The organism is Lawsonibacter hominis, assembly GCF_014287895.1.
In the GTDB taxonomy this organism is placed as follows: domain Bacteria; phylum Bacillota; class Clostridia; order Oscillospirales; family Oscillospiraceae; genus Lawsonibacter_A; species Lawsonibacter_A hominis.
Map to the genome: position 1 here is coordinate 72,365 of NZ_JACOPP010000010.1, position 23,006 is coordinate 95,370.

Here is a 23,006-nt window from a genome sequence, read left to right on the forward strand (position 1 = left end):
CCCAGGGGTCGAAACTGCGTCTAATCCACAGACGCCACGTTATAGTAAAGATAAGCGTCCCGATAGGTGTAGCCGTTTTCCCAATAGCGGAATTCCCGCGGCTGCTCCCGGCGCACCTCCAGGCCGCCCGCCGCCACCAGCCGCGTTTTCCCGTCGCTCATCCGGTGCAGGTAGAGCCGGGCGCCGGTTTGGATCAGGCCCTCCCAGACCGTCTGCCCGCTCTCCCGGCGGCAGCGTTCCAAACAGCCGGACAAGACCGGGCCGGAGAGCGCCTCCGGCGGCGCTTCCCATACGGACAGGATCTTCAACCCCGCGTGCCGGGGGTAGAGCTGGGTATACTGTACGTCCCAGAAGGTGACGGTGGGATATACGCCGGCGCGGCTTTTCAGGCGCATGCACAGGATCTCCTCCACGCAAAGGTCTTCCACCAGCGCCTGGATCCGGCCGCTGTAGCGGTATTCACCCATCCGCCTCACTTCCCCCGGTATAGCGGGGCGGCGGGATCATCGCCAGGTCCATGACCTCTGACGCCGTGATCTCCAGCGCCTTGCCGAACCGCAGCTTCTGCCCGTCGGTGGTCACGGACCGGAAGACCTCCGGCTCCGCCAGGGGGCAAAAGCGGATCGTACCCAAGCGCCCCGCCATGTCCAGCTCCAGGATACTGCCGCTGCCCAGCTCCAAGCGCAGCCGGTATCCCTCCAGCGGCATTACCCGCAGGATGGTAGGGATCCTCACTTCCCTGTATTCGGCCATAGGCCGTCCTCCTTTCTCCGTTTCTGCATACAAAAAGGCACTCTACAAGTACCATTGTAGAGTGCCTTTGGGCGGATGTATGTAGTCCGTTTGGCTATTATCGCCGGAAATCAGTCACATTTAAAGTTCCAGCAGCACAAGCTGCGTTTTGGATGAAACCCCCGTTTTCTCATAGATCCGGCTGAGCAGGTTTTTGACCGTGGGGACCGAAATGTACAGCGCGGCGGCGATGGCCTTATGGCTGGTGGTGCCGCTTTTGATCAACTCGTAGATCTCCCGCTCCCGGGGCGTAAGGGCCGGCTTTTCCGCCCGGAGCCGGGCGAGCGAACCGTCCAGCCGTTCCGCCAGCGCTGCGATACGCTCCAGCTCCGCCCGGCGCTCCGGCAGGACCAGGGCGGAAAGCAGATCCCGGATGCCGGCATAGTTCTCCGCAAAGGGCAGGTACACCTGATCCGGCAAGGCCATGTCCAGCGCCTCGTGCAGGGCGGATACGGCCTCGCTCCGCTGGCCCAGGGCGCAAAGCGCCTGGGCCATATAGAGCTTGGCGTAGAGCTGACCGAAGAGGTTGGGGAAGATGGAGGAAAGGGCCTGCATGTGCTGGCAGGCCCCCAGCAACCTGCGCCAATCCCGCCGCAGCAGCAGGCATCGCCCATAGATGATATAGGCGAAGGGCTGTGTCATCACCACCAGGCGCTGCTCCGTGATGTCCCCCTCCCCCAGCCAGGGCGCCACGGCCTTGTCATTGCCCAGCAGCGCGTTCAGCCACCCCAGGCACAAATCCTGGGTATAGCGGCACAGGTCCTCGGTATTGAATCGGGACCGCTCCTGAATGGCTCCCACCGCTTCCTGGAACATGGCCTGGTCCCCCCGCAGCAGAGCGATCTGGGCCAGCAGGAACCGCGCGCACAGATAAATGCTGTTTTGATGGCGGGTCTCCGCGGTAAAAAGCGCCCGGTGGCACAGGATCTCCGCCTCCCCGTCCTCCCCCCGGAGGAACCAGGCCTCGGCGTGCATCACATGCTCCGCGCCAACGCCGTGGCCCCGGGTCAATTCGTAGTAGATGGGCATACATTCATCCATCTGCGCCAGCTCCTCGGCCAGCTTGCCGCTCTCCCGCCAGTACATATAAAAAATGGAGGGAGAGCCGAAGGTCCAGGTGCTTTTCCGGTTGATCAGCGCGGCGGGCCCACCCAGCAGCTCCAGCGCCCGGCGATGCCGCCGGCTCATGTCGCCGATGCGGTTGTACTCCAAAAAAGAGAGCAGCAGCTCCATTTCCCCCTGGAGCTCATTTTTTCGCTGCTGGGGCAGGTCGCTCTCCCGGATGATCTGGGCGATCTCCCCCTGCATGGCAATCAGCTGCGCGTTCTCATGCAGGAAAAACAGGGTGAAGGCCAGCGGCACCATGGACGCCGGATATTTTGCCTTGAGCGCGTAGGGCGTATGCTCCATCACGTCCAGGATCATGGGCCGGGTGGACTCGTCGATCACGTCCGCCAGCTCGTAGCTGGTCAAAGGCATGGCCAGCAGCCGTTCCCAGTCTCCGGAGTAATAGTAGAAGCGCAGGGTATTGGGCCGGTCTCCCGAGCGGCTGGCCAGATCGCCTCCGGCCAGATAGATGGCCTTCTGCCGCTCCTCCGGCAAAAGCTGGAACTGTTCCCGGAGAAATGCGGCAAAGACGGTGTGCAGATAGAAAGAGTGGGTCTCCTCGTCAAAGTGGACGAAGGCCGACTGACGCTCCAGCAGCGCCTCGGTCAGCGCCCCATCCATCCCGGAGAGCTCCGCGGCCTGCGCAAGGGTAAAGCGCGGAAGAATGGACACGGAGAGAAAGAGCTGCCGCTCCGCTTCCAAAAGCCCGTCCCATACCACCTGATGGATCAGCTGGGTCGCCCCTGCTGTGGAAAAGCTGCCGTTTTTCACGTAGGCCATGACCTGCATGTGCAGGGCCAGCACCCAGCCTCCCGCCGCCTGATGCGCGGCCAGAGTCTGTCCCGGCATCACGTCCAGCCCCGCCTGATGGAAATAGGCCGCCGTATCCTCCGCGCGGAACATAAAATCCTCCGCGTTCATACGGTAGATGCGGTGATTGGAGAGCATGGGGCTCACCGCCAGCTCCCGCGTTACGGCCACGATGTGCAGCTTCTCGCCCCCGTGCTTGGACAACAGCCACAAAAACCGCTCCGGCTCCGGCAGTCCGGAGAGTTCGAAGCTGTCCAGCACCAGATAGGTCTCCCGCTGACACTCCAGGTTTTCCAACACCTCCGCCGTATCGGCGGCGGTATCGCTGTTCGGGATGCCGATGGCGGAAAGCTCTTCCGCGCAGCCCTGGTCCACCCGGGCGATCAGCCTGCAGATGCTGTTCCACGAGGCCGCCGCCTGCCGCACCAGAAAGGTATGCCGCAGCACCGGCGTAGTCTGAGACAAGTTCTGCTCCAAAAAATGATTCAGCGCAGTGGTCTTCCCAAACCCTGCCGGCGCGTGGGCAATGGTCAGCGGGTAGTCCTTCAGATAGCTCAGCTTCTCCTGGATCACAGCCGGGAAATAAAGGGCGGCCGGGTTGATCTTTCTTCCTCTTGGCATACGGATCCCTTCCTTCGCAGCAGGCATGTCCAGCCCGCCGCATATAGTATTATTACAGCAGTTTTTTCCGGCCCGGTCAAGCCCCAGTTTGAACCGGCGTCCAAGCAGGGCGACCCGCGGAAGCGGCAGCAACGTCAAGGCCACCCCTCTCAGGGGTGGCCTTGACGTTGCTGGTCACTTCAGGTATCAGAAGCGCCGCGCCCATTCGGAGTAAAGCGGGGAATGGCTGCGGCGAAGTGTACTTCCACCGTCAATAAAGATACCATCGGGGCGCAGGCGGCGCGCTCCCCGAAGCCCAACGCTTTAAGTGCCGGGGCATTGAGGAGCTAACAAGCCGCCCCACAGCGGCGGCGCCTTGGCCGCAGGGCAAAAGCCTTGGCGCAGGGCGAATTCACTTTGCCCGAACCGTTTCACCTGTCAATACCAGGGGCGGAGCCGCCTTCTGGCGGCCGCGCCGGGTGGCGCGGCGCAAGCGTTTTGCCGCAGGCAAAACCTTGGCGCAGGCGGAATCCACTTCCGCCGAGCCTATCAAATACCGAAGGGTGGAGCCGCCTCTGGGCGGCGGGACCCGAAACAAAAGGACATCCGTAAGGATGTCCTTTTGTTTTGGAACATCGCAACACTATAGATGCCGCCATTTTCAAGTCCGGAGTAACACTTGGAAATCTGAATATTTTGGACTGAGGATTATGTAGACAACGCCAATTTTAGAATGGCATACGCCAATAGTTCAGATTAAGACACCATAAAACCACATCTACAACAACCATAATTAGTAGAATAGCATTCATCCAAAATACATATGGCAAGCGTTTCCTTATGCGAGTTATACCACAACACGCGGGAGCACCATCTTCTCCACAAGTACAATTTTCGCTTTTGCATCGGGCATATATGTTTCGACCTATAATCTTCCCAACAATATACATCATTAAGAAGATTGAGTTAAAGATAATTAGTCCACACAACAATACGAAGAAGGCCGTTTTAAAAAGGCAAACCTCTTTTATGCCGCTTAATGTATTGCCCAGAAAACTTATATTCCCCGAAAAAGCAAGAACAATTGCCGCAAAGATGCTTAGAACAGCTATCAGCTCCGTCTGCATTGAAGATACAGTCTTTTGAGCTTTCTCAAGTTCATCAGTTGCCGTACGCAAATCTCTTTGGAGTGTCTGATTTCGTTTTTCCAAATCTTTTACTTGTTGTTCATTAATTGAATAATAACTATAGCGGCCAATCTCCAAGTTTATGTGATCACTTAATTTAGACAATGGTCTATACAAACCTCTAAACTCTTTTTCTCCGCCTATATAGTCCTTCTCAACCATTGCCCGAGCTGCTTCAATATTTTCGGACAGGTAATCCAGACTGTAATTATTGTCGTCTTTTGCAATTTCGACAATCAGCGGGAAAAAATCGGAGTAATTGTGCCGGAATCCATCTGTGTATAAAGCCTTAAGTTTTATTGATATGGAGCGAATCCCCGTTTCATCCATGCAAGTTGAGGCCATTTCATAAAGACAATTTCGCAATTCCCCCTGTCTTCTAATAGATTCCTCAATTAGCATGTGCCTACACACTCCATATCTTTGATAAGTGAGAATGGAATAATACCACGGTTTCCAAGTCCGTCTTGATATACGGTATCCCACGGACCACCTTTTCTGTGACTCCTATTCACAAGGGTACTCGCCGGTATTGGAATATAGTCTTCTATTATTTTGTTAATGATGGCTGTGTCTCCGCTTGAAAGCTCAACATCATATGTCCTAATGATGGGGGTGCCTGCGTAAGAGCAAAACTCATAATACGCATCAGGTACAACCGGTCCAAGTTGCCACGCACAAATTTCATTGAAAAAAAGTGCAGTTCCTGTTTTCTTGTAGTAGTCGATCCATGTATAGTAAAGCATCTTCTGAAGCTTGAGATTGCTCACAGGGCGGTGCTTTCCAGAACAGTAAGACACTATATATTTTGCTATATCAACTGCGGTGTAAGTCATCATAATACCTCCTCTCATAATAATTCCATGTTACTACTATTAGTATAGCAGCAATGCAAAATTAAATCTACATTTCTAAGTAATTTTCTCAATATATATTAATGGAGTTCCAGCGTTCAATACTCTCTTTATTATAGTTTGCACTTGCTGTAAAGTTGCATATTTCAATACAACCTTACAGCGACTAAACACACCATACTTAATGTAACAAAGACTTGATGTATTTATAGTTCTTTATTAACTTCATAGATGGTCCATAGAATTAAAATCGAATTTACGGAGGAACAGCTATGAGGTATAACAACTCCAAAAAGCAAGAATTGGTATCCCAGTATTACAATGGAAAGTCGGTTACTGAGATCTGCCAGGAGCACCAAATTTCCAGAAGCACCTTTTACTCTTGGATTCAGGCTTATCGGCCTGTTGAATCAAAAAACAGCGCCCGTACAGTTACCCCCAAAGATTTCGACAGCCTTCTCCGCCGCTGCGAAAAGCAGGAGCAAATTATTGCGGTTCTGAAATCCATTCCCGCGATTGCTAACGCGACAACGCAGGAGAAGCTTGCAGTATTGGAATCACTCTATGGCCAGTTTAGTGTCCATGTTCTTTGCGAAGCCTTAGATGTTCCGAGGGGAACCTTTTACAACCACATCAAGCGAAACAAGCGGGATAACAGCTCCTATGCCAAACATCGGGAAGAATTGCGAACGGCAATTCAGGAAATCTTTGAGGAAAGCCGACAGAGATTCGGGAGCGAGAAAATTTGTGCCGTGCTTCATGAGCGCGGTTATCGAGCTGGCACAACATTGGTACGGGAACTTATGAGTGAGATGGGGTTGAGCAGCGTATCAACCACCTCAAAGCGCCAATGGAAAAAATTCAGCAGCTACGAGCGGAAAGCCAACATTTTGAAACGGCAGTTTTATGCAGAGGCTCCGAACTGCGTGTGGGCCAGCGATGTTACCTGCATAAAACTGAAGGATCGATATTATTACCTCTGCGCCATTATTGACTTATATTCCAGAAAAGTAATAGCCCATAAAGTATCCACACGCAATAGTACACAGCTGATTACAGCAACGCTCAGGATGGCCTACGAGACCCGAACACCGGGAGAAAATTTGATATTCCACAGCGACCAGGGCAGTCAATATACTTCCCATGCGCTCCGTCAGCTGCTGAAGAAATTAAAAATCACACAGTCATTTTCCAATGCGGGAACGCCGCACGACAACGCCGTGATGGAATCCTTCTTCGCCGTGTTCAAGAAGGAGGAGTTTTACCGCAGTACTTACCGCTCTGAAGCTGAGATGCGAAAGAAGATCGACAAATACATTGCTTTCTATAATCAAAAACGCCCGCATACCACTCTGAACCTTCAAACTCCAGAGCAATATGAGGACGTATTTTTTAGGAAACAATAAAAGTTCTGTTTCTGGAAAGTGGGGTTCGGATTTCAGATTTTCTGCTGCTTCTGCCGTCATTTTCAACTGTTTGGATTTTAGTGTCCAGATTCTCACGGACAACTTGTCACAGCAAAACTCTTGAATAGCAAGGCTTTGAGGATAAAACAAGGGCCGGCTTTTAGGACAGTCCATAAAAACTGTTCCAAAAGTCGACCCTCGTTCACTTGGTGACCCGTCGGGGATTCGAACCCCGGACCCACTGCTTAAAAGGCAGTTGCTCTGCCGACTGAGCTAACGAGTCATATGGCTGGGATGGCAGGGCTCGAACCTGCGAATGCGGGAGTCAAAGTCCCGTGCCTTACCACTTGGCTACACCCCAACATAGCAGGTTCCAAAGCAAAGGGCCGGAGCGGACGCTCCGGCCCTTCCGCCTTGAGTTTGTATGGGGTGGATGACGGGACTCGAACCCGCGACACTCGGAACCACAATCCGATGCTCTACCAACTGAACTACATCCACCATGGATTTGCCACGCCAGGAGTTTGGGCGATCAGGAAACATACCAGCGGCATGTTTCCTGGTCAAAACACCGATTTCCTCATTTTTGGCACGCCTGAAGGGACTCGAACCCCTGACCCACTGCTTAGAAGGCAGTTGCTCTATCCACCTGAGCTACAGGCGCATATGGAGCGGGTGATGGGAATCGAACCCACGCGACCAGCTTGGAAGGCTGGGATTCTACCATTGAACTACACCCGCACGGGCGCCGATACTCAGAGAATGTCAGCCAAAGAATAATAGCACATCCGAGCCGGTTTGTCAACGCCCTTTTCCCTGATTTTGAAGGATTTACCGCAGCTGTGCGTCGCAGAAGGCGCAGCAGTCCACACCGCCGTTCTGTTTGACCAGGGGCGGAAGGTAGTGCTCGGTCTGGGTGATGCAGTTGGGGTTGGAACAGACCGGCCCCTTCCCGATCTCCACCGCGCCTGGGTCCATACGCTCCTGATTGGCCAGGTCTGTGAGCAGCGCCATCCGCGCGAACATGCCGTAGCGGGCCTGCTCGAAATAGACCGCCCTGGGATCGTCGTCCACGTCGATGGCGATCTCGTCCACCCGGGGCAGCGGATGCATGACCAGCAGGTTCTGCCGGGCCCGCTCCAGCTTGCGGCGGGTGAGCACATAAATCCCCTTGTTGCGCTCGTATTCCAGCGGGTCCACAAAGCGCTCCCGCTGAATGCGGGTCATATAGAGCACATCCAGCTGGGGAATGACGGTCTCCAATCCGGTGACTTCCACAAACCAGAGGCCACGCTCCTTCATGAACGCGCGGATATACTCGGGCACCGCCAGCTCGCGGGGGGCGATGAGGTAAAACTTCACGCCCTCAAACTTGGCCAGGGCCTTGATGAGGGAGTGCACCGTGCGCCCGTTCTTGAGATCGCCGCACAGCCCCACCGACAGGCCGTCCACGCTCCCCCGAAGGCGGGTGATGGTGGTCAGGTCGGCGGTGGTCTGGGTGGGGTGCATATGCCCGCCGTCCCCGGCGTTGATGACCGGTACGTTGGAATACAGGGAGGCCGCTTTGGCGGCGCCCTCTTTCGGATTGCGCATGACCACCACGTCGGCATAGCCGGAGACCATCTTGATGGTGTCTTTCAGGGTCTCCCCCTTTGCGGTGGAGGTGGAGCGCGGGTCGGCAAAGCCGAACACCGTGCCGCCCACCCGGAGCATGGCGGCCTGGAAGGAGAAGTTGGTGCGGGTGGAGGGCTCATAAAACAGGCTGGCCATGACCCGCCCCCGGCAGGCGTCCATAAAATCGGCGGGGTGGTCCATAATCGCACTGCACCGCTGGTACAGCGCTTCCCACTCCGCCCGCGTCAGGTCTCCAAAATCGATCAGATGCCGCATTTCGATCCAAGTCCCCTTTTGAATTTTTTCTATCTTATCACATGCCACCCCGGACAGGCAATAGGGGATTTGACGATTTTCCGCCTCTTTCGGCGTCCCGCCTTGGCACCCCTCCCCAGGACTGCCTTTTTTGCTAAAAAATGCACCGTATGATTTTTTTCGCCCCGTCCATGCTATCTCCAGTGGACCCAACTATCGTATGGACGGAGGCTCCGCCGTGATCCTGTGGTTCTGGTATTTTGTGATCTATAGTTTTCTGGGCTTTCTGACGGAGGTGGCCTTTGCCCGCCTCACCCGCAACCCCAAACGGGACCGGAAATGCCGCTATTTTCTCCCCCTGTGTCCGGTATACGGTCTGGGGGCCATCGCCATCCTGCTGCTGCCGGAGCCGGTACGGCAAAACCCGCTTCTGCTCTTTCCCTGTTCCGCACTGGTCTGCACGGCGGTGGAATATGGGACCGGCCTTTTCTATGAAACGTTTGCCCGGGTGTCTTTCTGGGACTACTCCCATCTGCCGCTGAACCTGGGCGGGCGGGTCTGCCTGCTCTTTGCCCTGTTTTGGGGGTTTTTGGCTCTGGCGCTGCTGCGGGTGGTCCATCCCGTGGTGGAGCGGCTGACCGCTCTGCTGCCCCCTTGGCTCTTCGTTCCGGCGCTGCTGTTCACCCTTCTGGACGGCGTCCTTACTTTTTATGTGCTGCGGCGGGCGCGGGACACAGGGGCGCTGCGCTGGTATCTCCGGGCCAAACGCCATGCGGCATAACCCTTTCCCGCACCGGTAAAGACGGGTCCGTTCGGCATGTCCCGCTTGCGGCGGCTCTGCGCCGCACAACAGTCCCGGAGGGAGTCCTCCGGGGCTGTTGCGCGGCGATCACCCGGCAAAACGCGTTCCTCCCAAAAGCCGCGCAAAGGCCTTGGGGAGGCTTCTTGCAAACCGGCTGCGAAAGAAAGCGTCATTTCCCAGACCGCAGCGTTAAGAAGGCCCCCGGCCGCCGGTGTTGGGTATAGGCCGGATCGGCCTTTCCTTATGCACGGCGCAGTTCGTTCAGGGTCTCCTGGATGGTCCTTTGCGGTACGTAGGCCTGGGCGAAGGAGATCACCTGCTCCAGCGTCACCGTACGGGCGGCGCCCAGCAGCGGATGCTTCATCACCATGGGAAAGCGCCGCTGGAACACCGCCCGGGCCGCCGGGCTGTCCAGAAGTTCTCCTACCGTGATCTTGTTGTTTTTCAGATCCATATCACTCACCTCCAGGCTATCCTATGCGCACGCCCCTCGGATTTGACTTGCCATGGAGCCGTTCATCCGATATAATAAGAATTAGGGTATCACCGGACAATTCCCCACGCACGTCTTGGCGGCCAATTTGCCCCACAAATGCGTTGCAAAACCTTGCAATACAAAAAGTATTCCTGCGGTTTTGCGCCTTTTTGCGGCACAAATTTTCGCGCCAATCCGCACGCGTTGAATGATGCGGTAATGCCCTAGACTTGTCGTATCCAACCGGAAAGGAACCGTCCGCTATGATCCAGAATTTCCAGGGACACACCCCCGTCCTGCATCCCACCGCCCGGGCGGCGGACAGCGCCGCCCTTGTGGGCAGCGTGACGTTGGAGGACCGGGCCAGCGTCTGGTACAACGCCGTGCTGCGGGGCGACGAATGTACGATCCGCGTCGGCAGGGGCTCCAACATCCAGGACGCCGCGATCCTGCACGGCGACCCCGCTTTCCCGGTTACGGTCGGCCGGGACGTGACCGTAGGCCATGCCGCGATCCTGCACGGCTGCACGGTGGAAGACGGCTGTCTCATCGGCATGGGCGCCATCCTGCTCAACGGCTGCGTCATCGGAGCGGGCAGCCTGGTGGCCGCCGGCGCGCTGGTCACACAGAACACGGTGATTCCATCCGGGAGCCTGGTCATGGGTGCTCCGGCCAAGGCGATCCGGCCGCTGCGCCCCGACGAGGCCGCCAAATTGACCGAATCCGCCCAAACATACCATGCGCTGTCCGCCGGTCAGCTCCCTCTGTGCGGCGGACCCACTGCGGGAGGCGTGCCATGAAAAAGGCCGATCGCAAGTCCGGTCGTTACCGCAAGACCCTGCGGGAACAGGTCAAGGAAAACCCGCGCCTGGCCGCGACCTATGTTATCCTGCGGGTGCTGGTCGTGCTGGTGCTGATCGCCCAGATCTTCAACCGCAACTTTGAGAATGCTTTTCTTTGCATCCTGACGCTGATCTTGTTCACCATCCCCAGCTTTATCGAGCGCACCATCCATATCGACGTGCCCGATACCCTGGAGATCATTATCCTCCTGTTCATCTTCGCCGCTGAAATTCTGGGGGAGATCCAGGCGTATTATGTCCACTTCCCTTATTGGGACACCATGCTCCACACCCTCAACGGCTTCCTGTGCGCCGCCATCGGCTTTTCGCTGCTGGACATCCTCAACCGCAGAGGAAGCCTTGCCTTCCAGCTCTCTCCCCTCTACCTGGCTCTGGTGGCCTTCTGCTTCTCCATGACCATCGGCGTGCTTTGGGAATTTTTCGAGTGCACCATGGACCAGCTCTTCCTGCTGGACATGCAGAAGGACACGGTCGTACACTCCATTGGTTCGGTCATGCTGGATCCCTCCGGGGGCAACACGCCGACGGCTATCCAGAATATCACGGACGTAATCGTGGTCACCGCCGACGGCACGCAGCATTCCCTGGGCCTGGGCGGCTATCTGGACATCGGCCTGCTGGACACGATGAAGGACCTGTTCGTCAACTTTATCGGCGCGGTCGTCTTCTCCATCATCGGCTACTTTTACGTCAAGAACCGCGGCCAGGGTAAATTTGCCCGGCGCTTTATTCCTCAAGTGCTGCCGCCGGAGGAACCATCCACCAAGGAAAAATAAGCAAGGCATATTCCTCCCCTCCAGGTACATACTAAGTCCGTACCCTTAAAAGGAGGAATGAAATCATGAACAAGAATGCCAATCCCAGTATCAAGTGCTCGGTGTCCAGCTGCGCCTATCACTGCAACGACAAGAATTACTGCTCCCTGAATGAGATCAAGGTGGGCTGCTGTGACCCCAGCGTGACCAACTGTGCCTCTACCGAATGCGCGTCCTTCGAGCTTGGGAATAACGGCAGCTGCTGCCAGCATCACTGACCGCTGACGCACGCATCCCCAATGGAAAACGCCCCGGCAATCCTATGGACCGCCGGGGCGTTTTCCTCAGCTTGTCGAAAAAGGCCAAAGGCCTTTTTCGACAGAGGGATGCATGACGGACAGGGCTCGATTCTTGCAGAAAAGTCGCCCTGTCCGTCATGAGAGGTGTCATTTCCGACGCGCATGTCGCCGGAAATGACGGAACTTCCTTTCCTTCCGTCGTCTGCGGACGACTCAACTCTGCCAGGCTCTTCTCCAGGAGGGTTTTTCGACAGCCTGTGAAAAACGCCCCGGCGGTCCTATGGACCGCCGGGGCGTTTTCCTGTTTTAGTTCTCCTCGGAAGCGGCGGCGGGCGCCGTCTCCGCCTTAGGGGCCTGCTCGGTTTTCGCCTCTGCCTTAGGGGCGGCCGGCTTGGGAGCCGCGGGCTTGGGCTCGGGCACCTTGCCGTCCACGGTGATCAGCTTGCGGGGGCACTTCTGGGCGCAGATGCCGCAGCCGATGCACTTGTCATAGTCAATGACCGCCAAATTGTCGATCATGCTGATGGCTTCCTTGGGGCAGGACTTGGCGCACAGCGTGCAGCCGATACAGCCGTTGTCGCAGTTTTTGCGCACATCGGGCCCCTTGTCGTGGGAGGAGCAGCGGATCGCCACGTGGCGGCGGGTCTTGTAAGGCACCAGGGCGATGATGTGCTTGGGGCAAACGTCCACACACTTGCCGCAGGACTTGCACTTGTCCTCGTCCACCTGGGCGACGCCCTCCACCACATGGATGGCGTCAAAGGGACAGGCCTTCTCGCAGGACCCCAGGCCCAGACAGCCGTAAGCGCAGCCCAGTTCGCCGCCGCCGGGCAGCAAAGAGGCGGCCACGCAGTCGTGCAGGCCCACATATTCGTACTTCTTGTAGTTCTGTCCGCAGCCGGTGCAGTGGACCTGGGCCAGCTTCTTCACCGAGTCGCCCGCGGCCACGCCCATGATCTCGCCGATCTTGGCGGCCACCGCCGCGCCGCCCGCTGCGCAGGCATTGACGGGGGCCTTGCCGGCCGCCACGGCGGCGGCGTAGCCGCCGCAGCCGGGGAAGCCGCACCCGCCGCAGTTGGCGCCGGGCAGCACTTCCGCGATGGCCTCCTCACGGGGGTCCTTCTCCACGGCGAAGGCCTTGGCTGCAAAGGCCAGGACCAGGCCAAAGATCGCGCCCAGAGCGGCCAGGACAACGATGGCGATAATAACAGTCTGCATATTCTCCCGCCCCCCTTAACCGAAGACCTTCAGGCCGGAGAAGCCCATGAAGGACAGGGCGATCAGGCCTGCGGCCACCAGGGCGATGGGGAAGCCCTCGAAGGCCTTGGGCCACTCGGAGAACTCCATGCGCTCCCGGATGCTGGCGAAGAGCACGATGACCACCAGGAAGCCGATGCCGCCGGTGACGCCGTACACCACGCTGGTGATGAAATCATAGCTGTTCTGGGTATTCTGCAGCACCACGCCCAACACGGCGCAGTTGGTGGTGATCAGGGGCAGATACACGCCCAGAGCCTCATAGAGGGAGGGCATGGACTTTTGCAGGAACATCTCGATGAACTGCACCAGGGCGGCGATGACCAGGATGAAGGTCACGGTCTGCATAAAGCCCAGGTGGAACTTTTCCAGGATGAACTCGTTGATGGGCCAGCAGATGGCGCTGGCCAAGCCCATGACGAAAATAACGGCCATACCCATGCCGGTGGCGGTCTCCACCTTCTTGGACACGCCCATGAAGGGGCAGATGCCCAGGAACTGCGCTACGATGAAGTTATTGACCAGGATGGCGCCCAGGGCGACTGAGAACAGTTTGGTCAGATCCATTACTTGGCCACCTCCTCATTCTTTTTGTCGCCCTTCTTGGGGCGGCTGAGGAAATACTGCATGGCGGCAATGACACAGGCCAGGGTGAGGAAGCCGCCCACCGGCAGGATCATGCCCAGCGCGGGCATGCCCTCGGGCAGGATGCGGATGCCCTCGCCGCCGTTGAGGATCCCGCCGCCGAAGGTGCCGTTGCCCAAAAATTCGCGGACCACGCACATGATGATCAGGATCACGGTGTAGCCCAGCCCCTGGAAAATGCCGTCCAGCGCGGAGGCGCCCACGCCGTTTTTCGAGGCGAAGGCCTCGGCGCGGCCCAGGATGATGCAGTTGACCACGATCAGGGGGATAAACAGGCCCAGACTGGAGGACAGGGCGGGCAGGAATGCCTTCAGGGCCAGATCCACGATGGTCACGAAGCCCGCGATGACCACGATGTAGCAGGCGATGCGGATCTTGCTGGGGATGACCTTGCGCAGCAGCGAGATGACCACGTTGGCGCAGGTCAGGATGACCAGTACGGAAAGGCCCATACCGATGCCGTTGAACAGGCTGGTGGTGATGGCCAGAACCGAGCACATGCCCAGCAGCTGGACGGTGACGGGGTTCTGATGGATGAGGCCATCCATCAATTGCTTTTTCACATTCATGTTCACTTACCTCCTCAGCCCATGCTCGCGGCGGCGGCCAGGGCGCTGTTGACGCTCTCGGTCACGCCGCGGGAGGTGATGGTGGCGCCGGTGATGGCGTCGATCTCGCCGCCGTCCTTGGAGACGGCCAGCGTGCCGGACTTGCCGATGAATTGATCCTTAAAGGCCGGCTTGCTGGCGTTGGAGCCCAGGCCGGAGGTCTCGCCGGTGGCCACGATGGACACCCCGGTGCACTTGCCTTCCATGTCCACGCCCACCATCACGGAGAGGGTGCCGCTGAACGAGGTGGCCGGGGTGACCTGTACCACCCAGCCCGCGTCGCCGGCACGGTACACCGCGTCCACGGTGCCGTCGCCGCCGGTATATTTCACCTCTTCATATCCATCGGCGGGGAGCACCTCGGCCATGGCGGCCTGCTTGGTCTTCTCGGCGTTTGCGTCGATGTAGGGCTTGGTGATCATATTGGTCACACCCAGCAGCAGGGCCACGATCGCACTGATGGCGAAGAGCACCAGGACCAGAGTGGCCATGCCGGGTTCTTTCTTCACAGCAGTTTCACTCATGGCTTAGCCCTCCTTCCCGGCCTTTTTCGCGGCCTTCTGCGCCTCGCGCATTTCCTTGGTGACGCCGTAGCGGTTGGGCTTGCCCACCTTATCCAGCAGCCACACGCAGCAGTTCATAATGAGGATGGCATAGGACACGCCCTCGGGATAGCCGCCGAAATAGCGGATGAACACCGTCAAAAGACCGCAGCCGACGCCGAAGATGATCTCGCCCTTCTTGGTGACGGGGCTGGTCACGTAGTCGGTGGCCATAAAGAACGCGCCCAGCATCAGTCCGCCGGAGCACAGCTGGTAAAGCATCCAGGTCAGCCGGTCGTTTCCGCCCTGGGGGAAGAGGAAGGTGAGCACCGCCACGGTGGCGATAAAGGCCACCGGGATGCGCGCCCGAATGACGCCGCGGACGATCAGGTAGACGCCGCCGATGAGGAGCAGCAGAGCGGAGACTTCGCCGATGCAGCCGCCCACATTGCCCACAAAGGCGTCCAGCAGGCTGGCGTCCGGCAGCCGGTGCGCGGCGTTATGCATAAAGTCGGCGCCCAGCGGGGTGGCGCCGGTAAAGGCGTCGATGTAATCCTGGCCCACGCTCATCCCCAGCGGGGCCCAGTTGGCGGTCCCCGCCTTGGCCCAGGTGGTCATGGCCACGGGGTAGCACAGCATCAAAAAGGCGCGCCCGCCCAGCGCGGGGTTCATGAAGTTCTTGCCCAGGCCGCCGAAGAGCTGCTTGACCACCACGATGGCGAAGAAATCGCCGATGATAAGTACCCAGTAGGGCAGGGTCACGGGGCAGACAAAGGCCAGCAGCACGCCGGTGACGGCGGCGGACAGGTCCTGGTTGGCCAGGGATTTTTTCATCAGCTTCCGGTAGCCCCACTCGAACAGCTCGCAGGCCGCCACGGAAACGGCTGTGGCGATCAGGGCCCGGGGGCCAAAGAAGAACACCGCCGCGCACAGCGCGGGCACCAGGGCGATCAGTACGTCCCGCATGAGGGACATGGTATTGATGGGGGAGGCCACGTGGGGCGAAGACGCCACCTTGAGCCTCAGCTTTTTCTCCTCGTTCATGCTTTGGCCGCCTCCTTTGCCGCTTTTTCCTTAGCCGCCAGCTGGCGCAGTTCCATCTTGGTCATCCGGAAGGACTGGACCAGGTGGAGCCGGCCGGGGCAGATGTAGTTGCAGGAGCCGCACTCGATGCAGTCCATGACGTTGAGGGCCTCGGCCTCCTTCCACATCCCCTTTCCGGCGTACAGATGCATGTACACGGGGGTCAGGTGCATGGGGCAGACGTTGACGCAGCGGGCGCAGCGCAGGCAGACCTCCTCGGTCTCAATGGGGGCGGCTTCCTTCCGGGTCAGGCAGAGCACCGCGTTGGTGCCCTTGATGATGCCGACCTCCAGCGTATGCTGGGCAATGCCCATCATGGGGCCGCCGGTGAGCACCCGGTCGGGCTCCTCGGCAAAGCCCTTGGCCTCGTCAATCAGATGCTGGAAGGAGGTGCCCAGGGGCACCAGCAGGTTGCAGGGCTCCTTGACGGCGTCGCCGGTGACGGTGACGATGCGGTGGGTGACGGGCTTGCCTTCCACCACGGCGTCGTACACCGCGGCGGCGGTGCCGACGTTGAACACCGCGCAGCCCACATGGGCGGGCAGGCCGCCGGGGGGCACCTCGCGGCCGGTGAGGCGCTGGATGAGCTGCTTCTCAGCGCCCTGGGGATACCGGGTGCGCAGGGACTCCACATGCACGTCGGCGCGGGCCCCCACCAGGGCCTGGAGATGCTCAATGGCGTCGGGCTTATTGGCCTCCACGCCGATGGTGGCGCTCTGCAGCCCGAAGGCCTGCATCAGAATGCGCGCGCCGCCGATGACCCGCTCCCCCTGCTCCAGCATCAGCCGGTGGTCTGCGGTGATGTAGGGTTCGCACTCGGCGCCGTTAAGGATGAGGGTGTCCACCTTGCCGATGCCGGAACTGATCTTCACATGGGTGGGGAACCCGGCGCCGCCCATACCGGTAACGCCCGCTTCCTTGATGATCTCCACGATCTCATCCGCCGTCAGCTTGGAGTAGTCGGGATGGGGCGTCAAGTCGGAGCCGAAGGTATCCTGGAAATCGTTCTCGATGACCACGGACATGACCTTGTTCCCGCCGGGATAAGGCCGGGGCTCTACCGCCGTCACCGTCCCGGACACAGACGCATGGATGGGGGCGCCCAGACCGGCGATCTCGCCGATCTTCTGTCCTACCGTCACGTGGTCGCCCTTGGCCACCACGCTCTTGCAGGGCGCGCCGATGTGCATCGACATGGCGATGACGACCTGCTGGGGCGCGGCACCCAGGGGCGTCACTGCCTTGTGGCGTGTCGCCTCTTTCCGGTCATTGGGGTGCACGCCTCCATAAAAGCTTTGCTTCATAGGTCCACCTCGCAAATCAGGGCCCACACACGGGCCGTATTTTAGAGCCGTTTGACCGGTATTTCAAACAGAGTTATCATAACGCAGCGCACGCAAAATGTCCAGCAAAACCGTTCAGTTTAAGGTATTTTTCCACTATATTATCTACATTTCTCCCGATTTCGTTGTTAGCTCACACTAACTTCCGGCGCTCACAGCAAATTTCTTGCCATTGAGCGCCAGCCTCCTTGTTCAAAACGCAGAACCTTTGAAAGTCGGCAGGTTTGGATTGACAAATTTCCGCCGGGGCGATATCATAACAAATAATATTTGGCAAAGAGCCATGATCGGGTCAGTACGGGCGGCGCGCAAGCGCAGAGAGGGAGCGGCTGGTGTAAGCTTCCGTGAGGCCGTCCGGAAGGTCGCCCGGGAGCGGGCCGGCTGAACCTGGCGCCTGTTTGGAACACGGGCCCGGCAGTAAACCGGCACGGGTCCCCTCCGTTATCGGGGCAACGAGTGCGCGGGGATTTCCTGCGAATTTAGGTGGTACCACGGAGTAGCGGCTTCGTCCTATGGGACGAAGCCGCTTTGTGTTTTTCCGAATTCCGGCCAAAGGAGGTCCTGAGCACCTATGAGAATGAAAACCGCCCAGATCCTGATGGAGTGCCTGCTGGAGCAGGGGGTCGATACGGTATTCGGCTACCCCGGCGGTACCATCCTGAATGTGTACGACGAGTTTGAGCTGCACGGTTATAAAAACAAGGTCCGCCATATTCTGACCGCCCATGAGCAGGGGGCCTCCCATGCCGCCGACGGCTACGCCCGTTCCACTGGCAAGGTGGGGGTATGCTTCTCCACCTCCGGGCCCGGGGCCACCAATCTGACCACCGGCATCGCCACCGCCTATTACGACTCTTCCCCCGTGGTGTTCATCACCTGCAACGTCAGCGAGAATCTGATCGGCAAGGACTCCTTTCAGGAGGTGGACATCACCGGCATTTCCATGCCCATCACCAAGTGCAACTACCTGGTGCGGGACCCGGAGGCCCTGGCGGACGTGATGCGGGAGGCCTTTGCCATCGCCCGCTCCGGCCGCCCCGGTCCGGTGCTCATCGACATTGCCAAAAATGTCACCGCCGCCGAGGCGGATTACACCCCCCTGCCTCTGGAGCAGCACGCTTCCCAGGGCCGGCTGGGGGCTATGCTCCGCCGGGCCAGCCACGACCTGAAGACGCCGGAACCGGACGCGGGCGATATCCAGACCCTGCTGGACCTGATCGAGACCGCCCGGATGCCTCTGGTGCTGGTGGGCGGCGGCGTCATCCGCTCCAAGGGCGCGGTGCCGGAGTTCCGCAGATTTGTGGAACGGCTGGGCGCCCCGGTGGCCTCCACCATCATGGGCGGCGGCGCGCTGCCGGGCAGCCATCCGCTGTTTACCGGCATGATCGGCATGCACGGCTCCCACGCCTCCAATTACGCCGTGGACCAGTGCGATCTGCTCATCGCCATCGGCTGCCGGTTCTCCGACCGCGTGGCCACCGATCCGGCCACATTTGCCAGGGGGGCCAAGATCGTCCACATCGACATCGACCGGGCGGAGATCGACAAGAATGTACGCACCGATCACCATATTATCGGGGACGCCCGGCGGGTGCTGGAGCTGCTCAATGAGCGCCTGCCCCAGCACGCATACCCCACCTGGAAGGAATGGGTCTTCTCCCATTCGGAAGTCCCCCTCAAGCGGGACGACATTCTTCACCCCCACGAGATCCTGGAGACCGTTCAGGACGTGACGGACGGGGACGCCATCATCGTCACCGACGTGGGCCAGCATCAGATGTGGTGCGCCCAGTACTACCACTTCTCCCGTCCCGGGCAGTTCATCACCTCCGGCGGGTTCGGCACCATGGGCTTCGGCCTGGGCGCCGCTATGGGCGCCGCCGTGGGCAACCCCGGCAAGGTAGTGGTCCACTGCACCGGCGACGGCTGCTTCCGCATGAACTGCCACGAGCTGTGCACCGAAGAGCACTACGGCATCCCGGTGATCACCGTTATCTTCAATAACCGCACCTTGGGCATGGTCCGCCAGTGGCAGAACCTCATTTACAAAAAGCGTTTCTCCCAGACCGATCTGGATCGGGGCCCCGATTTCATCAAGCTGGCCGAGGCCTACGGTATTCCCGGGGAACGCGCCGCCGACCAGGCCCAGTTTGAGGCTGCCTTCCGCCGGGCGGTCGCCTGCGGAACCTCTTATGTGATCGAGTGCGCCATCGACAAGGACGCCATGGTCCACCCCATGGTCTCCGCCGGCACGCCGGTCACCGACTTTATTCTGGATTAAGGGGGCGACGATATGAACGACGCCAACGCAGTCAAGCGCCACACCCTCTCCGTACTGGTGGAGAACGCCGCAGGCGTGCTCTCTCAGGTCTCCCGGCTCTTCTCCCGGAAGGGCTACAACATCGAATCCCTGGCCGTGGGCACCACCGACGATCCGGCGATCTCCCGCATCACCATTGAAGTGCTGGCCGACAACGCCATGATCGAGCAGATCATGAATCAGCTGCGCAAGCAGTTTCCCGTCTACTCCGTGCAGGAGCTGCTGCCGGAGCGGTCCATCCGCCGGGAACTGGTCATGTTCAAGGTCCGGGCCGAGACCCCGGACATTCGCAATGAGATCATTCAGATCGCCAACATCTTCCGCGCCTCCATCATCGATGTATCCCTCAAGTCCCTCACGCTGGCCCTCATCGGCGACGAGACCAAGGCCGAGGCCATGCAGCGCCTGCTGGAGGCCTTCGGTATCCTCGAACTGGTGCGCACCGGCATGGTGGCGCTGGAGCGGGGCGCCTATACGATCAGCGACGAGAACAAGGAGCAGGCGGAATTTAATTTGGGAAAGAATTTCCTGTAAGATTGTATCACAGTTATCATTCTTTTTCCCTTCTCCGTGTTATTATGAACCACAAGTATCCTATTTCTATTAAGGAGTGTATCATCATGGCAAAGATGTACTATGAAAAGGACTGTGAGCTCAGCTATCTCAACGGCAAAAAGATCGCCATCATCGGCTATGGCTCCCAGGGTCACGCCCATGCCCTCAACCTGAAGGATTCCGGCTGCGACGTGTGCGTGGGTCTGCGGGAGGGCTCCAAGCGCTGGAGCGAAGCGGAGAAGGCCGGCCTGGCGGTCAAGACCGTTCCCGAGGCCGCCAAATGGGGCGACATCGTTATGATCCTCATCAACGACGAGGTCCAGGCGGACGTCTACAGGAAGGACATCGCTCCCTACATGACCGAAGGCAAGGCGTTGGCGTTTGCGCACGGTTTTAATATCCGCTATCAGCAGATCGTCCCGCCCGCCGGTGTGGACGTGTTCATGGCGGCCCCCAAGGGCCCCGGCCACACCGTTCGTTCCCAGTATGTGGCGGGCAAGGGCGTGCCCTGCCTGGTGGCGGTGGAGCAGAACGCCACCGGCAACGCCTATAAGATCGCCCTGGCTTACATTGCCGGCATCGGCGGCGCCCGCGCCGGCGTGATGGAGACCACCTTCCACGACGAGACGGAGACCGACCTGTTCGGCGAGCAGGCCGTGCTGTGCGGCGGCGTGGTGGACCTGATGAAGTGCGGCTTCGAGACCCTGGTGGAGGCCGGTTACGAGCCGGAGAACGCCTACTTTGAGTGCATCCACGAGATGAAGCTCATCATCGACCTGATCAACAAGGGCGGCGTGGCGGCCATGAACTACTCCATTTCCGACACCGCCGAGTACGGCGAGTACGTCTCCGGTCCCCGGGTTCTGCCCTATGAGGAGACCAAGAAGAACATGAAGGCGGTCCTCGCGGACATTCAGGACGGCACGTTCGCCGGCAAGTGGATCGCCGAGAACAAGAATGGCCGCACCTTCTTCAATTCCAAGCGCGCCAACCTGGCCAAGCATCCGATGGAGATCGTGGGCGCCGAGCTGCGCAAGAACATGATCTGGGGCGGCGACAAGGATCTGGACAGCGCCTCCAACTAAACCACGCTGCATAAAGCGGCCGCCCCATCCGGGACGGCCGCTTTCCTGCGTAATGGCCTGTGTCGATCCCCCACGGATTTCCTTTGCTCTGCAGCATTTCCCGCCACCCCTGTGCCAAACGCCGCCTGCCGCCTATTCGTATTTCTTTCCGGCAAAATAGGTGGGCAGGCAAAAGCCCAGGCAGGCAAAGAGGGTGAGCGGCAGCTCCGCGCTGAGCGCGTGCCCCGGCCAAAGCGTATGGACCGCCCACCACAGGGGCGGGAAAGCCACCTCCGTTCCCAGCAGCCACACCCGCATGGCGTTGAGCACATGGGGCCAGTTGCTGTTGTTGAAATGGACCCCCGGTAGGTTCATACGAAAGACCCCGTCCCCATAAAAGCTGATCTTGTTCTCATCATAATACCGGGGCAGGCTCTCCCGCGCCAAAAAGCACAGCCATGCTCCGAAGAGCACGCACAGCATGACTACCAGCAGCACCGTGCTCCCCATCTCTTCCCAGGAGAAGCCCATGGCCAGCAGCAGCGCCACCTCCCCCGCCGCCGCCAGGGCGCACAGCACCCAGGCCAGCCGCCACCCCTTCCGCCGCCGGGCACGAACGCGCTGTTCTCCGGCGGAGAGCCGCACGGCGGAGCTTACCAGCCGCTCCACCTCCCCGGCCTCCAGCGTCTCCCGCTCCTGGGTGCGCTGTCCCCGCAGAAGTTGGTCACCGTCACGCCCAAAAGCTCGCTCAGCGGGGCGAGCAGCGCCACATCCGGCATGCTCAGGCCCCGCTCCCATTTGCTTACCGCCTTATCGGAAACAAACAGGCGCTGCGCCAGCTCTTTCTGCGTCATTCCGCCCTCCCGCCGCAGCCCGGCCACAAAGGCGCCGAATCGTGCCTTGTCAATCTCGTACATTCCGTACCCTCCTTTGGGCCCATTTTAGGCGGCGGCGCCCGCTCCTGTCAACCGACCAGCGGTAGAATCCAGCGCCCCCAGGGGCCTGCGGCGGTTTTACGGCTGCGTTTCCTCCCCCAGCCCCATCACGTCGATGGAGTGATGCATGTGGATGGCCATGGCGTGCTCCGCCCCCGCCGCGTCCCGTTTCTGCAAAAACTCCAGCAGCAGCGCATGATCCCGCAGGGTGTCCTCCGCCAGCTGCGCCCCGTGTCCGCCGGAGACGATGGCGGCGGACACGGCCTGGTCGATCATGGGCAGCAGGCGCACCATGAACTCGTTGTGGGCGGCCCGGACGATGGCCGCGTGAAAGGCCCGGTCGGCCTGGGTACGGTCCTCGCCCAAGCGGATGCAGCGCTCCACATCCGCGCCCCGCCGCAGGATCTCCGCCAGTTCCCCCTCCGTGGCCCGGCGGCAGGCCAGCCGGGCGGCCCTGGGCTCAAAAATAGAGCGCAGCTCAAACAGGTCCCGCAGCTGCCCCCTGGCATAGTCCACTCCGGAAAAACCGAAATCGTCGATCTCACCCACCCGCTGCGACACATAGGTCCCTTTGCCCCGGCGCACCTCCAGCACCCCCCGGGTACACAGGGTACGGATGGCCTCCCGCAGCGTGGCGCGGCTCACGCCCAGCCCGGCGGCGAGCTCCACTTCGTTGGGCAGCTTCTCCCCGGGCTTTCTGCGCCCCTCCACCACGATATGATTATACAGACTCTCAGCGGTCTGCTGCGTCCGGTTCTTCTTTTCCATGCACTTACCTCCAGGTCAGTTCTTGACAGTGCTGCTTCTATCCTATAGTATAAAGTCAGACAATGCA

Annotated in this window: 24 protein-coding genes, 5 tRNA genes and 1 other annotated feature; of the genes, 8 read left to right on the forward strand and 21 right to left on the reverse strand. The window is 59.4% G+C overall.

The window, feature by feature from the left end:
* Positions 1–20: 20 nt before the first annotated feature.
* The 5 genes from H8S57_RS08925 to H8S57_RS08945 all read right to left on the reverse strand — a co-directional run bounded on the left by H8S57_RS08925 (position 21) and on the right by H8S57_RS08945 (position 5,332).
* Entirely contained in the window at positions 21–467 is a 447-nt protein-coding gene (locus tag H8S57_RS08925; protein ID WP_186907738.1) for a hypothetical protein, read from the reverse strand.
* Positions 460–753 (reverse strand): hypothetical protein, encoded by a 294-nt coding sequence (locus H8S57_RS08930; protein WP_186907739.1) that lies wholly within the window; start codon positions 751–753, stop codon positions 460–462. Before H8S57_RS08930 ends, H8S57_RS08925 begins: the two co-directional genes overlap by 8 nt.
* Positions 754–873: 120 nt before the next feature.
* Positions 874–3,330, reverse strand: a complete 2,457-nt coding sequence (locus H8S57_RS08935) for a winged helix-turn-helix domain-containing protein (RefSeq protein ID WP_186907740.1) — start codon at positions 3,328–3,330, stop codon at positions 874–876.
* A gap of 707 nt (positions 3,331–4,037) precedes the next feature.
* Entirely contained in the window at positions 4,038–4,898 is an 861-nt protein-coding gene (locus H8S57_RS08940) for a hypothetical protein (protein WP_207723745.1), read from the reverse strand.
* A complete protein-coding gene (locus H8S57_RS08945) occupies positions 4,892–5,332 on the reverse strand; it encodes a Panacea domain-containing protein (protein ID WP_186907742.1) in 441 nt (146 codons plus the stop codon). The genes H8S57_RS08940 and H8S57_RS08945 overlap by 7 nt, the downstream gene beginning before the upstream one ends.
* Before the next feature lie 290 nt (positions 5,333–5,622).
* On the opposite strand from H8S57_RS08945, the gene H8S57_RS08950 reads away from it, so the two are divergent.
* On the forward strand, positions 5,623–6,756 hold the full coding sequence (locus H8S57_RS08950) for an IS3 family transposase (RefSeq protein WP_186907743.1): 1,134 nt from the start codon (positions 5,623–5,625) through the stop codon (positions 6,754–6,756).
* 207 nt (positions 6,757–6,963) lie between these two features.
* On the opposite strand, the gene H8S57_RS08955 is transcribed toward H8S57_RS08950, so the two are convergent.
* The 6 genes from H8S57_RS08955 to pyrB form a co-directional block, all read right to left on the reverse strand.
* Positions 6,964–7,039 (reverse strand) — tRNA-Lys (locus H8S57_RS08955).
* 3 nt (positions 7,040–7,042) lie between these two features.
* A tRNA-Gln gene (locus H8S57_RS08960) sits at positions 7,043–7,117 on the reverse strand.
* A 64-nt stretch (positions 7,118–7,181) separates the two neighbouring features.
* Positions 7,182–7,257, reverse strand: a tRNA-His gene (locus tag H8S57_RS08965).
* 86 nt (positions 7,258–7,343) lie between these two features.
* A tRNA-Arg gene (locus H8S57_RS08970) sits at positions 7,344–7,420 on the reverse strand.
* Between the two features lie 3 nt (positions 7,421–7,423).
* Positions 7,424–7,497, reverse strand: a tRNA-Gly gene (locus H8S57_RS08975).
* A 90-nt stretch (positions 7,498–7,587) separates the two neighbouring features.
* On the reverse strand, positions 7,588–8,646 hold the full coding sequence (gene pyrB / locus H8S57_RS08980; protein WP_186907744.1) for an aspartate carbamoyltransferase: 1,059 nt from the start codon (positions 8,644–8,646) through the stop codon (positions 7,588–7,590).
* A gap of 217 nt (positions 8,647–8,863) precedes the next feature.
* Between pyrB and H8S57_RS08985 the strand changes: the two genes are divergently transcribed.
* Positions 8,864–9,406: a putative ABC transporter permease gene (locus H8S57_RS08985; RefSeq protein ID WP_256176086.1), complete on the forward strand. Its 543-nt coding sequence runs from the start codon at positions 8,864–8,866 to the stop codon at positions 9,404–9,406.
* 262 nt (positions 9,407–9,668) lie between these two features.
* On the opposite strand, the gene H8S57_RS08990 is transcribed toward H8S57_RS08985, so the two are convergent.
* Entirely contained in the window at positions 9,669–9,881 is a 213-nt protein-coding gene (locus tag H8S57_RS08990) for a hypothetical protein (RefSeq protein WP_186907745.1), read from the reverse strand.
* 284 nt (positions 9,882–10,165) lie between these two features.
* On the opposite strand from H8S57_RS08990, the gene H8S57_RS08995 reads away from it, so the two are divergent.
* The 3 genes from H8S57_RS08995 (at position 10,166) to H8S57_RS09005 (ending at position 11,798) form a co-directional block, all read left to right on the forward strand.
* A complete protein-coding gene (locus H8S57_RS08995) occupies positions 10,166–10,702 on the forward strand; it encodes a gamma carbonic anhydrase family protein (protein ID WP_186907746.1) in 537 nt (178 codons plus the stop codon).
* A complete protein-coding gene (locus tag H8S57_RS09000; RefSeq protein WP_186907747.1) occupies positions 10,699–11,541 on the forward strand; it encodes a DUF2238 domain-containing protein in 843 nt (280 codons plus the stop codon). The genes H8S57_RS08995 and H8S57_RS09000 overlap by 4 nt, the downstream gene beginning before the upstream one ends.
* Before the next feature lie 65 nt (positions 11,542–11,606).
* Complete coding sequence (locus H8S57_RS09005) at positions 11,607–11,798, forward strand: DUF1540 domain-containing protein (RefSeq protein ID WP_186907748.1); 192 nt, start codon at positions 11,607–11,609, stop codon at positions 11,796–11,798.
* Between the two features lie 327 nt (positions 11,799–12,125).
* Here H8S57_RS09005 and rnfB read toward each other — a convergent pair whose 3' ends face one another.
* From rnfB to rsxC, 6 genes are read right to left on the reverse strand one after another with little or no spacing between them, the layout of a single operon-like run.
* The gene (gene rnfB, locus H8S57_RS09010) at positions 12,126–13,037 is read right to left on the reverse strand and encodes an RnfABCDGE type electron transport complex subunit B (RefSeq protein WP_186907749.1); all 912 of its coding nucleotides are present in this window, start codon (positions 13,035–13,037) and stop codon (positions 12,126–12,128) included.
* Between the two features lie 15 nt (positions 13,038–13,052).
* The gene (gene rsxA / locus H8S57_RS09015; protein WP_186907750.1) at positions 13,053–13,643 is read right to left on the reverse strand and encodes an electron transport complex subunit RsxA; all 591 of its coding nucleotides are present in this window, start codon (positions 13,641–13,643) and stop codon (positions 13,053–13,055) included.
* The gene (gene rsxE / locus H8S57_RS09020) at positions 13,643–14,290 is read right to left on the reverse strand and encodes an electron transport complex subunit RsxE (protein ID WP_186907751.1); all 648 of its coding nucleotides are present in this window, start codon (positions 14,288–14,290) and stop codon (positions 13,643–13,645) included. The genes rsxA and rsxE overlap by 1 nt, the downstream gene beginning before the upstream one ends.
* Before the next feature lie 14 nt (positions 14,291–14,304).
* Positions 14,305–14,853, reverse strand: a complete 549-nt coding sequence (locus H8S57_RS09025) for an RnfABCDGE type electron transport complex subunit G (protein WP_186907752.1) — start codon at positions 14,851–14,853, stop codon at positions 14,305–14,307.
* A 3-nt stretch (positions 14,854–14,856) separates the two neighbouring features.
* Entirely contained in the window at positions 14,857–15,915 is a 1,059-nt protein-coding gene (locus tag H8S57_RS09030) for an RnfABCDGE type electron transport complex subunit D (protein WP_186907753.1), read from the reverse strand.
* Positions 15,912–17,258, reverse strand: coding sequence for an electron transport complex subunit RsxC (gene rsxC / locus H8S57_RS09035; protein ID WP_186907754.1), 1,347 nt, complete (start codon positions 17,256–17,258; stop codon positions 15,912–15,914). Before rsxC ends, H8S57_RS09030 begins: the two co-directional genes overlap by 4 nt.
* 313 nt (positions 17,259–17,571) lie before the next feature.
* Positions 17,572–17,813 (forward strand) — a binding site (T-box leader).
* Positions 17,814–17,868: 55 nt separating this feature from the next.
* Here rsxC and ilvB point away from each other — a divergent pair.
* From ilvB to ilvC, 3 genes are all read left to right on the forward strand, one after another.
* Positions 17,869–19,578, forward strand: coding sequence for a biosynthetic-type acetolactate synthase large subunit (gene ilvB, locus H8S57_RS09040; RefSeq protein ID WP_186907755.1), 1,710 nt, complete (start codon positions 17,869–17,871; stop codon positions 19,576–19,578).
* A gap of 12 nt (positions 19,579–19,590) precedes the next feature.
* Entirely contained in the window at positions 19,591–20,151 is a 561-nt protein-coding gene (gene ilvN / locus H8S57_RS09045; protein WP_186907756.1) for an acetolactate synthase small subunit, read from the forward strand.
* Positions 20,152–20,237: 86 nt separating this feature from the next.
* On the forward strand, positions 20,238–21,257 hold the full coding sequence (ilvC, locus tag H8S57_RS09050; RefSeq protein WP_186907757.1) for a ketol-acid reductoisomerase: 1,020 nt from the start codon (positions 20,238–20,240) through the stop codon (positions 21,255–21,257).
* 132 nt (positions 21,258–21,389) lie between these two features.
* Here ilvC and H8S57_RS09055 read toward each other — a convergent pair whose 3' ends face one another.
* The 3 genes from H8S57_RS09055 to H8S57_RS09065 form a co-directional block, all read right to left on the reverse strand.
* On the reverse strand, positions 21,390–21,905 hold the full coding sequence (locus H8S57_RS09055) for a hypothetical protein (RefSeq protein WP_186907758.1): 516 nt from the start codon (positions 21,903–21,905) through the stop codon (positions 21,390–21,392).
* Positions 21,890–22,153: a helix-turn-helix domain-containing protein gene (locus H8S57_RS09060; protein ID WP_207723747.1), complete on the reverse strand. Its 264-nt coding sequence runs from the start codon at positions 22,151–22,153 to the stop codon at positions 21,890–21,892. The genes H8S57_RS09055 and H8S57_RS09060 overlap by 16 nt, the downstream gene beginning before the upstream one ends.
* A 96-nt stretch (positions 22,154–22,249) precedes the next feature.
* Entirely contained in the window at positions 22,250–22,939 is a 690-nt protein-coding gene (locus H8S57_RS09065; RefSeq protein WP_186907759.1) for a FadR/GntR family transcriptional regulator, read from the reverse strand.
* Positions 22,940–23,006 lie beyond the last annotated feature (67 nt).

Bases quoted from the DNA above. Each gene is read 5' to 3' on its own strand.
- H8S57_RS08925 (WP_186907738.1), bottom strand. From the start codon at position 467: ATGGGTGAATACCGCTACAGCGGCCGGATCCAGGCGCTGGTGGAAGAC.
- H8S57_RS08930 (WP_186907739.1), bottom strand. From the start codon at position 753: ATGGCCGAATACAGGGAAGTGAGGATCCCTACCATCCTGCGGGTAATG.
- H8S57_RS08935 (WP_186907740.1), bottom strand. From the start codon at position 3,330: ATGCCAAGAGGAAGAAAGATCAACCCGGCCGCCCTTTATTTCCCGGCT.
- H8S57_RS08940 (WP_207723745.1), bottom strand. From the start codon at position 4,898: ATGCTAATTGAGGAATCTATTAGAAGACAGGGGGAATTGCGAAATTGT.
- H8S57_RS08945 (WP_186907742.1), bottom strand. From the start codon at position 5,332: ATGACTTACACCGCAGTTGATATAGCAAAATATATAGTGTCTTACTGT.
- H8S57_RS08950 (WP_186907743.1), top strand. From the start codon at position 5,623: ATGAGGTATAACAACTCCAAAAAGCAAGAATTGGTATCCCAGTATTAC.
- pyrB (WP_186907744.1), bottom strand. From the start codon at position 8,646: ATGCGGCATCTGATCGATTTTGGAGACCTGACGCGGGCGGAGTGGGAA.
- H8S57_RS08990 (WP_186907745.1), bottom strand. From the start codon at position 9,881: ATGGATCTGAAAAACAACAAGATCACGGTAGGAGAACTTCTGGACAGC.
- H8S57_RS08995 (WP_186907746.1), top strand. From the start codon at position 10,166: ATGATCCAGAATTTCCAGGGACACACCCCCGTCCTGCATCCCACCGCC.
- H8S57_RS09000 (WP_186907747.1), top strand. From the start codon at position 10,699: ATGAAAAAGGCCGATCGCAAGTCCGGTCGTTACCGCAAGACCCTGCGG.
- H8S57_RS09005 (WP_186907748.1), top strand. From the start codon at position 11,607: ATGAACAAGAATGCCAATCCCAGTATCAAGTGCTCGGTGTCCAGCTGC.
- rnfB (WP_186907749.1), bottom strand. From the start codon at position 13,037: ATGCAGACTGTTATTATCGCCATCGTTGTCCTGGCCGCTCTGGGCGCG.
- rsxA (WP_186907750.1), bottom strand. From the start codon at position 13,643: ATGGATCTGACCAAACTGTTCTCAGTCGCCCTGGGCGCCATCCTGGTC.
- rsxE (WP_186907751.1), bottom strand. From the start codon at position 14,290: ATGAATGTGAAAAAGCAATTGATGGATGGCCTCATCCATCAGAACCCC.
- H8S57_RS09025 (WP_186907752.1), bottom strand. From the start codon at position 14,853: ATGAGTGAAACTGCTGTGAAGAAAGAACCCGGCATGGCCACTCTGGTC.
- H8S57_RS09030 (WP_186907753.1), bottom strand. From the start codon at position 15,915: ATGAACGAGGAGAAAAAGCTGAGGCTCAAGGTGGCGTCTTCGCCCCAC.
- rsxC (WP_186907754.1), bottom strand. From the start codon at position 17,258: ATGAAGCAAAGCTTTTATGGAGGCGTGCACCCCAATGACCGGAAAGAG.
- ilvB (WP_186907755.1), top strand. From the start codon at position 17,869: ATGAGAATGAAAACCGCCCAGATCCTGATGGAGTGCCTGCTGGAGCAG.
- ilvN (WP_186907756.1), top strand. From the start codon at position 19,591: ATGAACGACGCCAACGCAGTCAAGCGCCACACCCTCTCCGTACTGGTG.
- ilvC (WP_186907757.1), top strand. From the start codon at position 20,238: ATGGCAAAGATGTACTATGAAAAGGACTGTGAGCTCAGCTATCTCAAC.
- H8S57_RS09060 (WP_207723747.1), bottom strand. From the start codon at position 22,153: ATGTACGAGATTGACAAGGCACGATTCGGCGCCTTTGTGGCCGGGCTG.
- H8S57_RS09065 (WP_186907759.1), bottom strand. From the start codon at position 22,939: ATGGAAAAGAAGAACCGGACGCAGCAGACCGCTGAGAGTCTGTATAAT.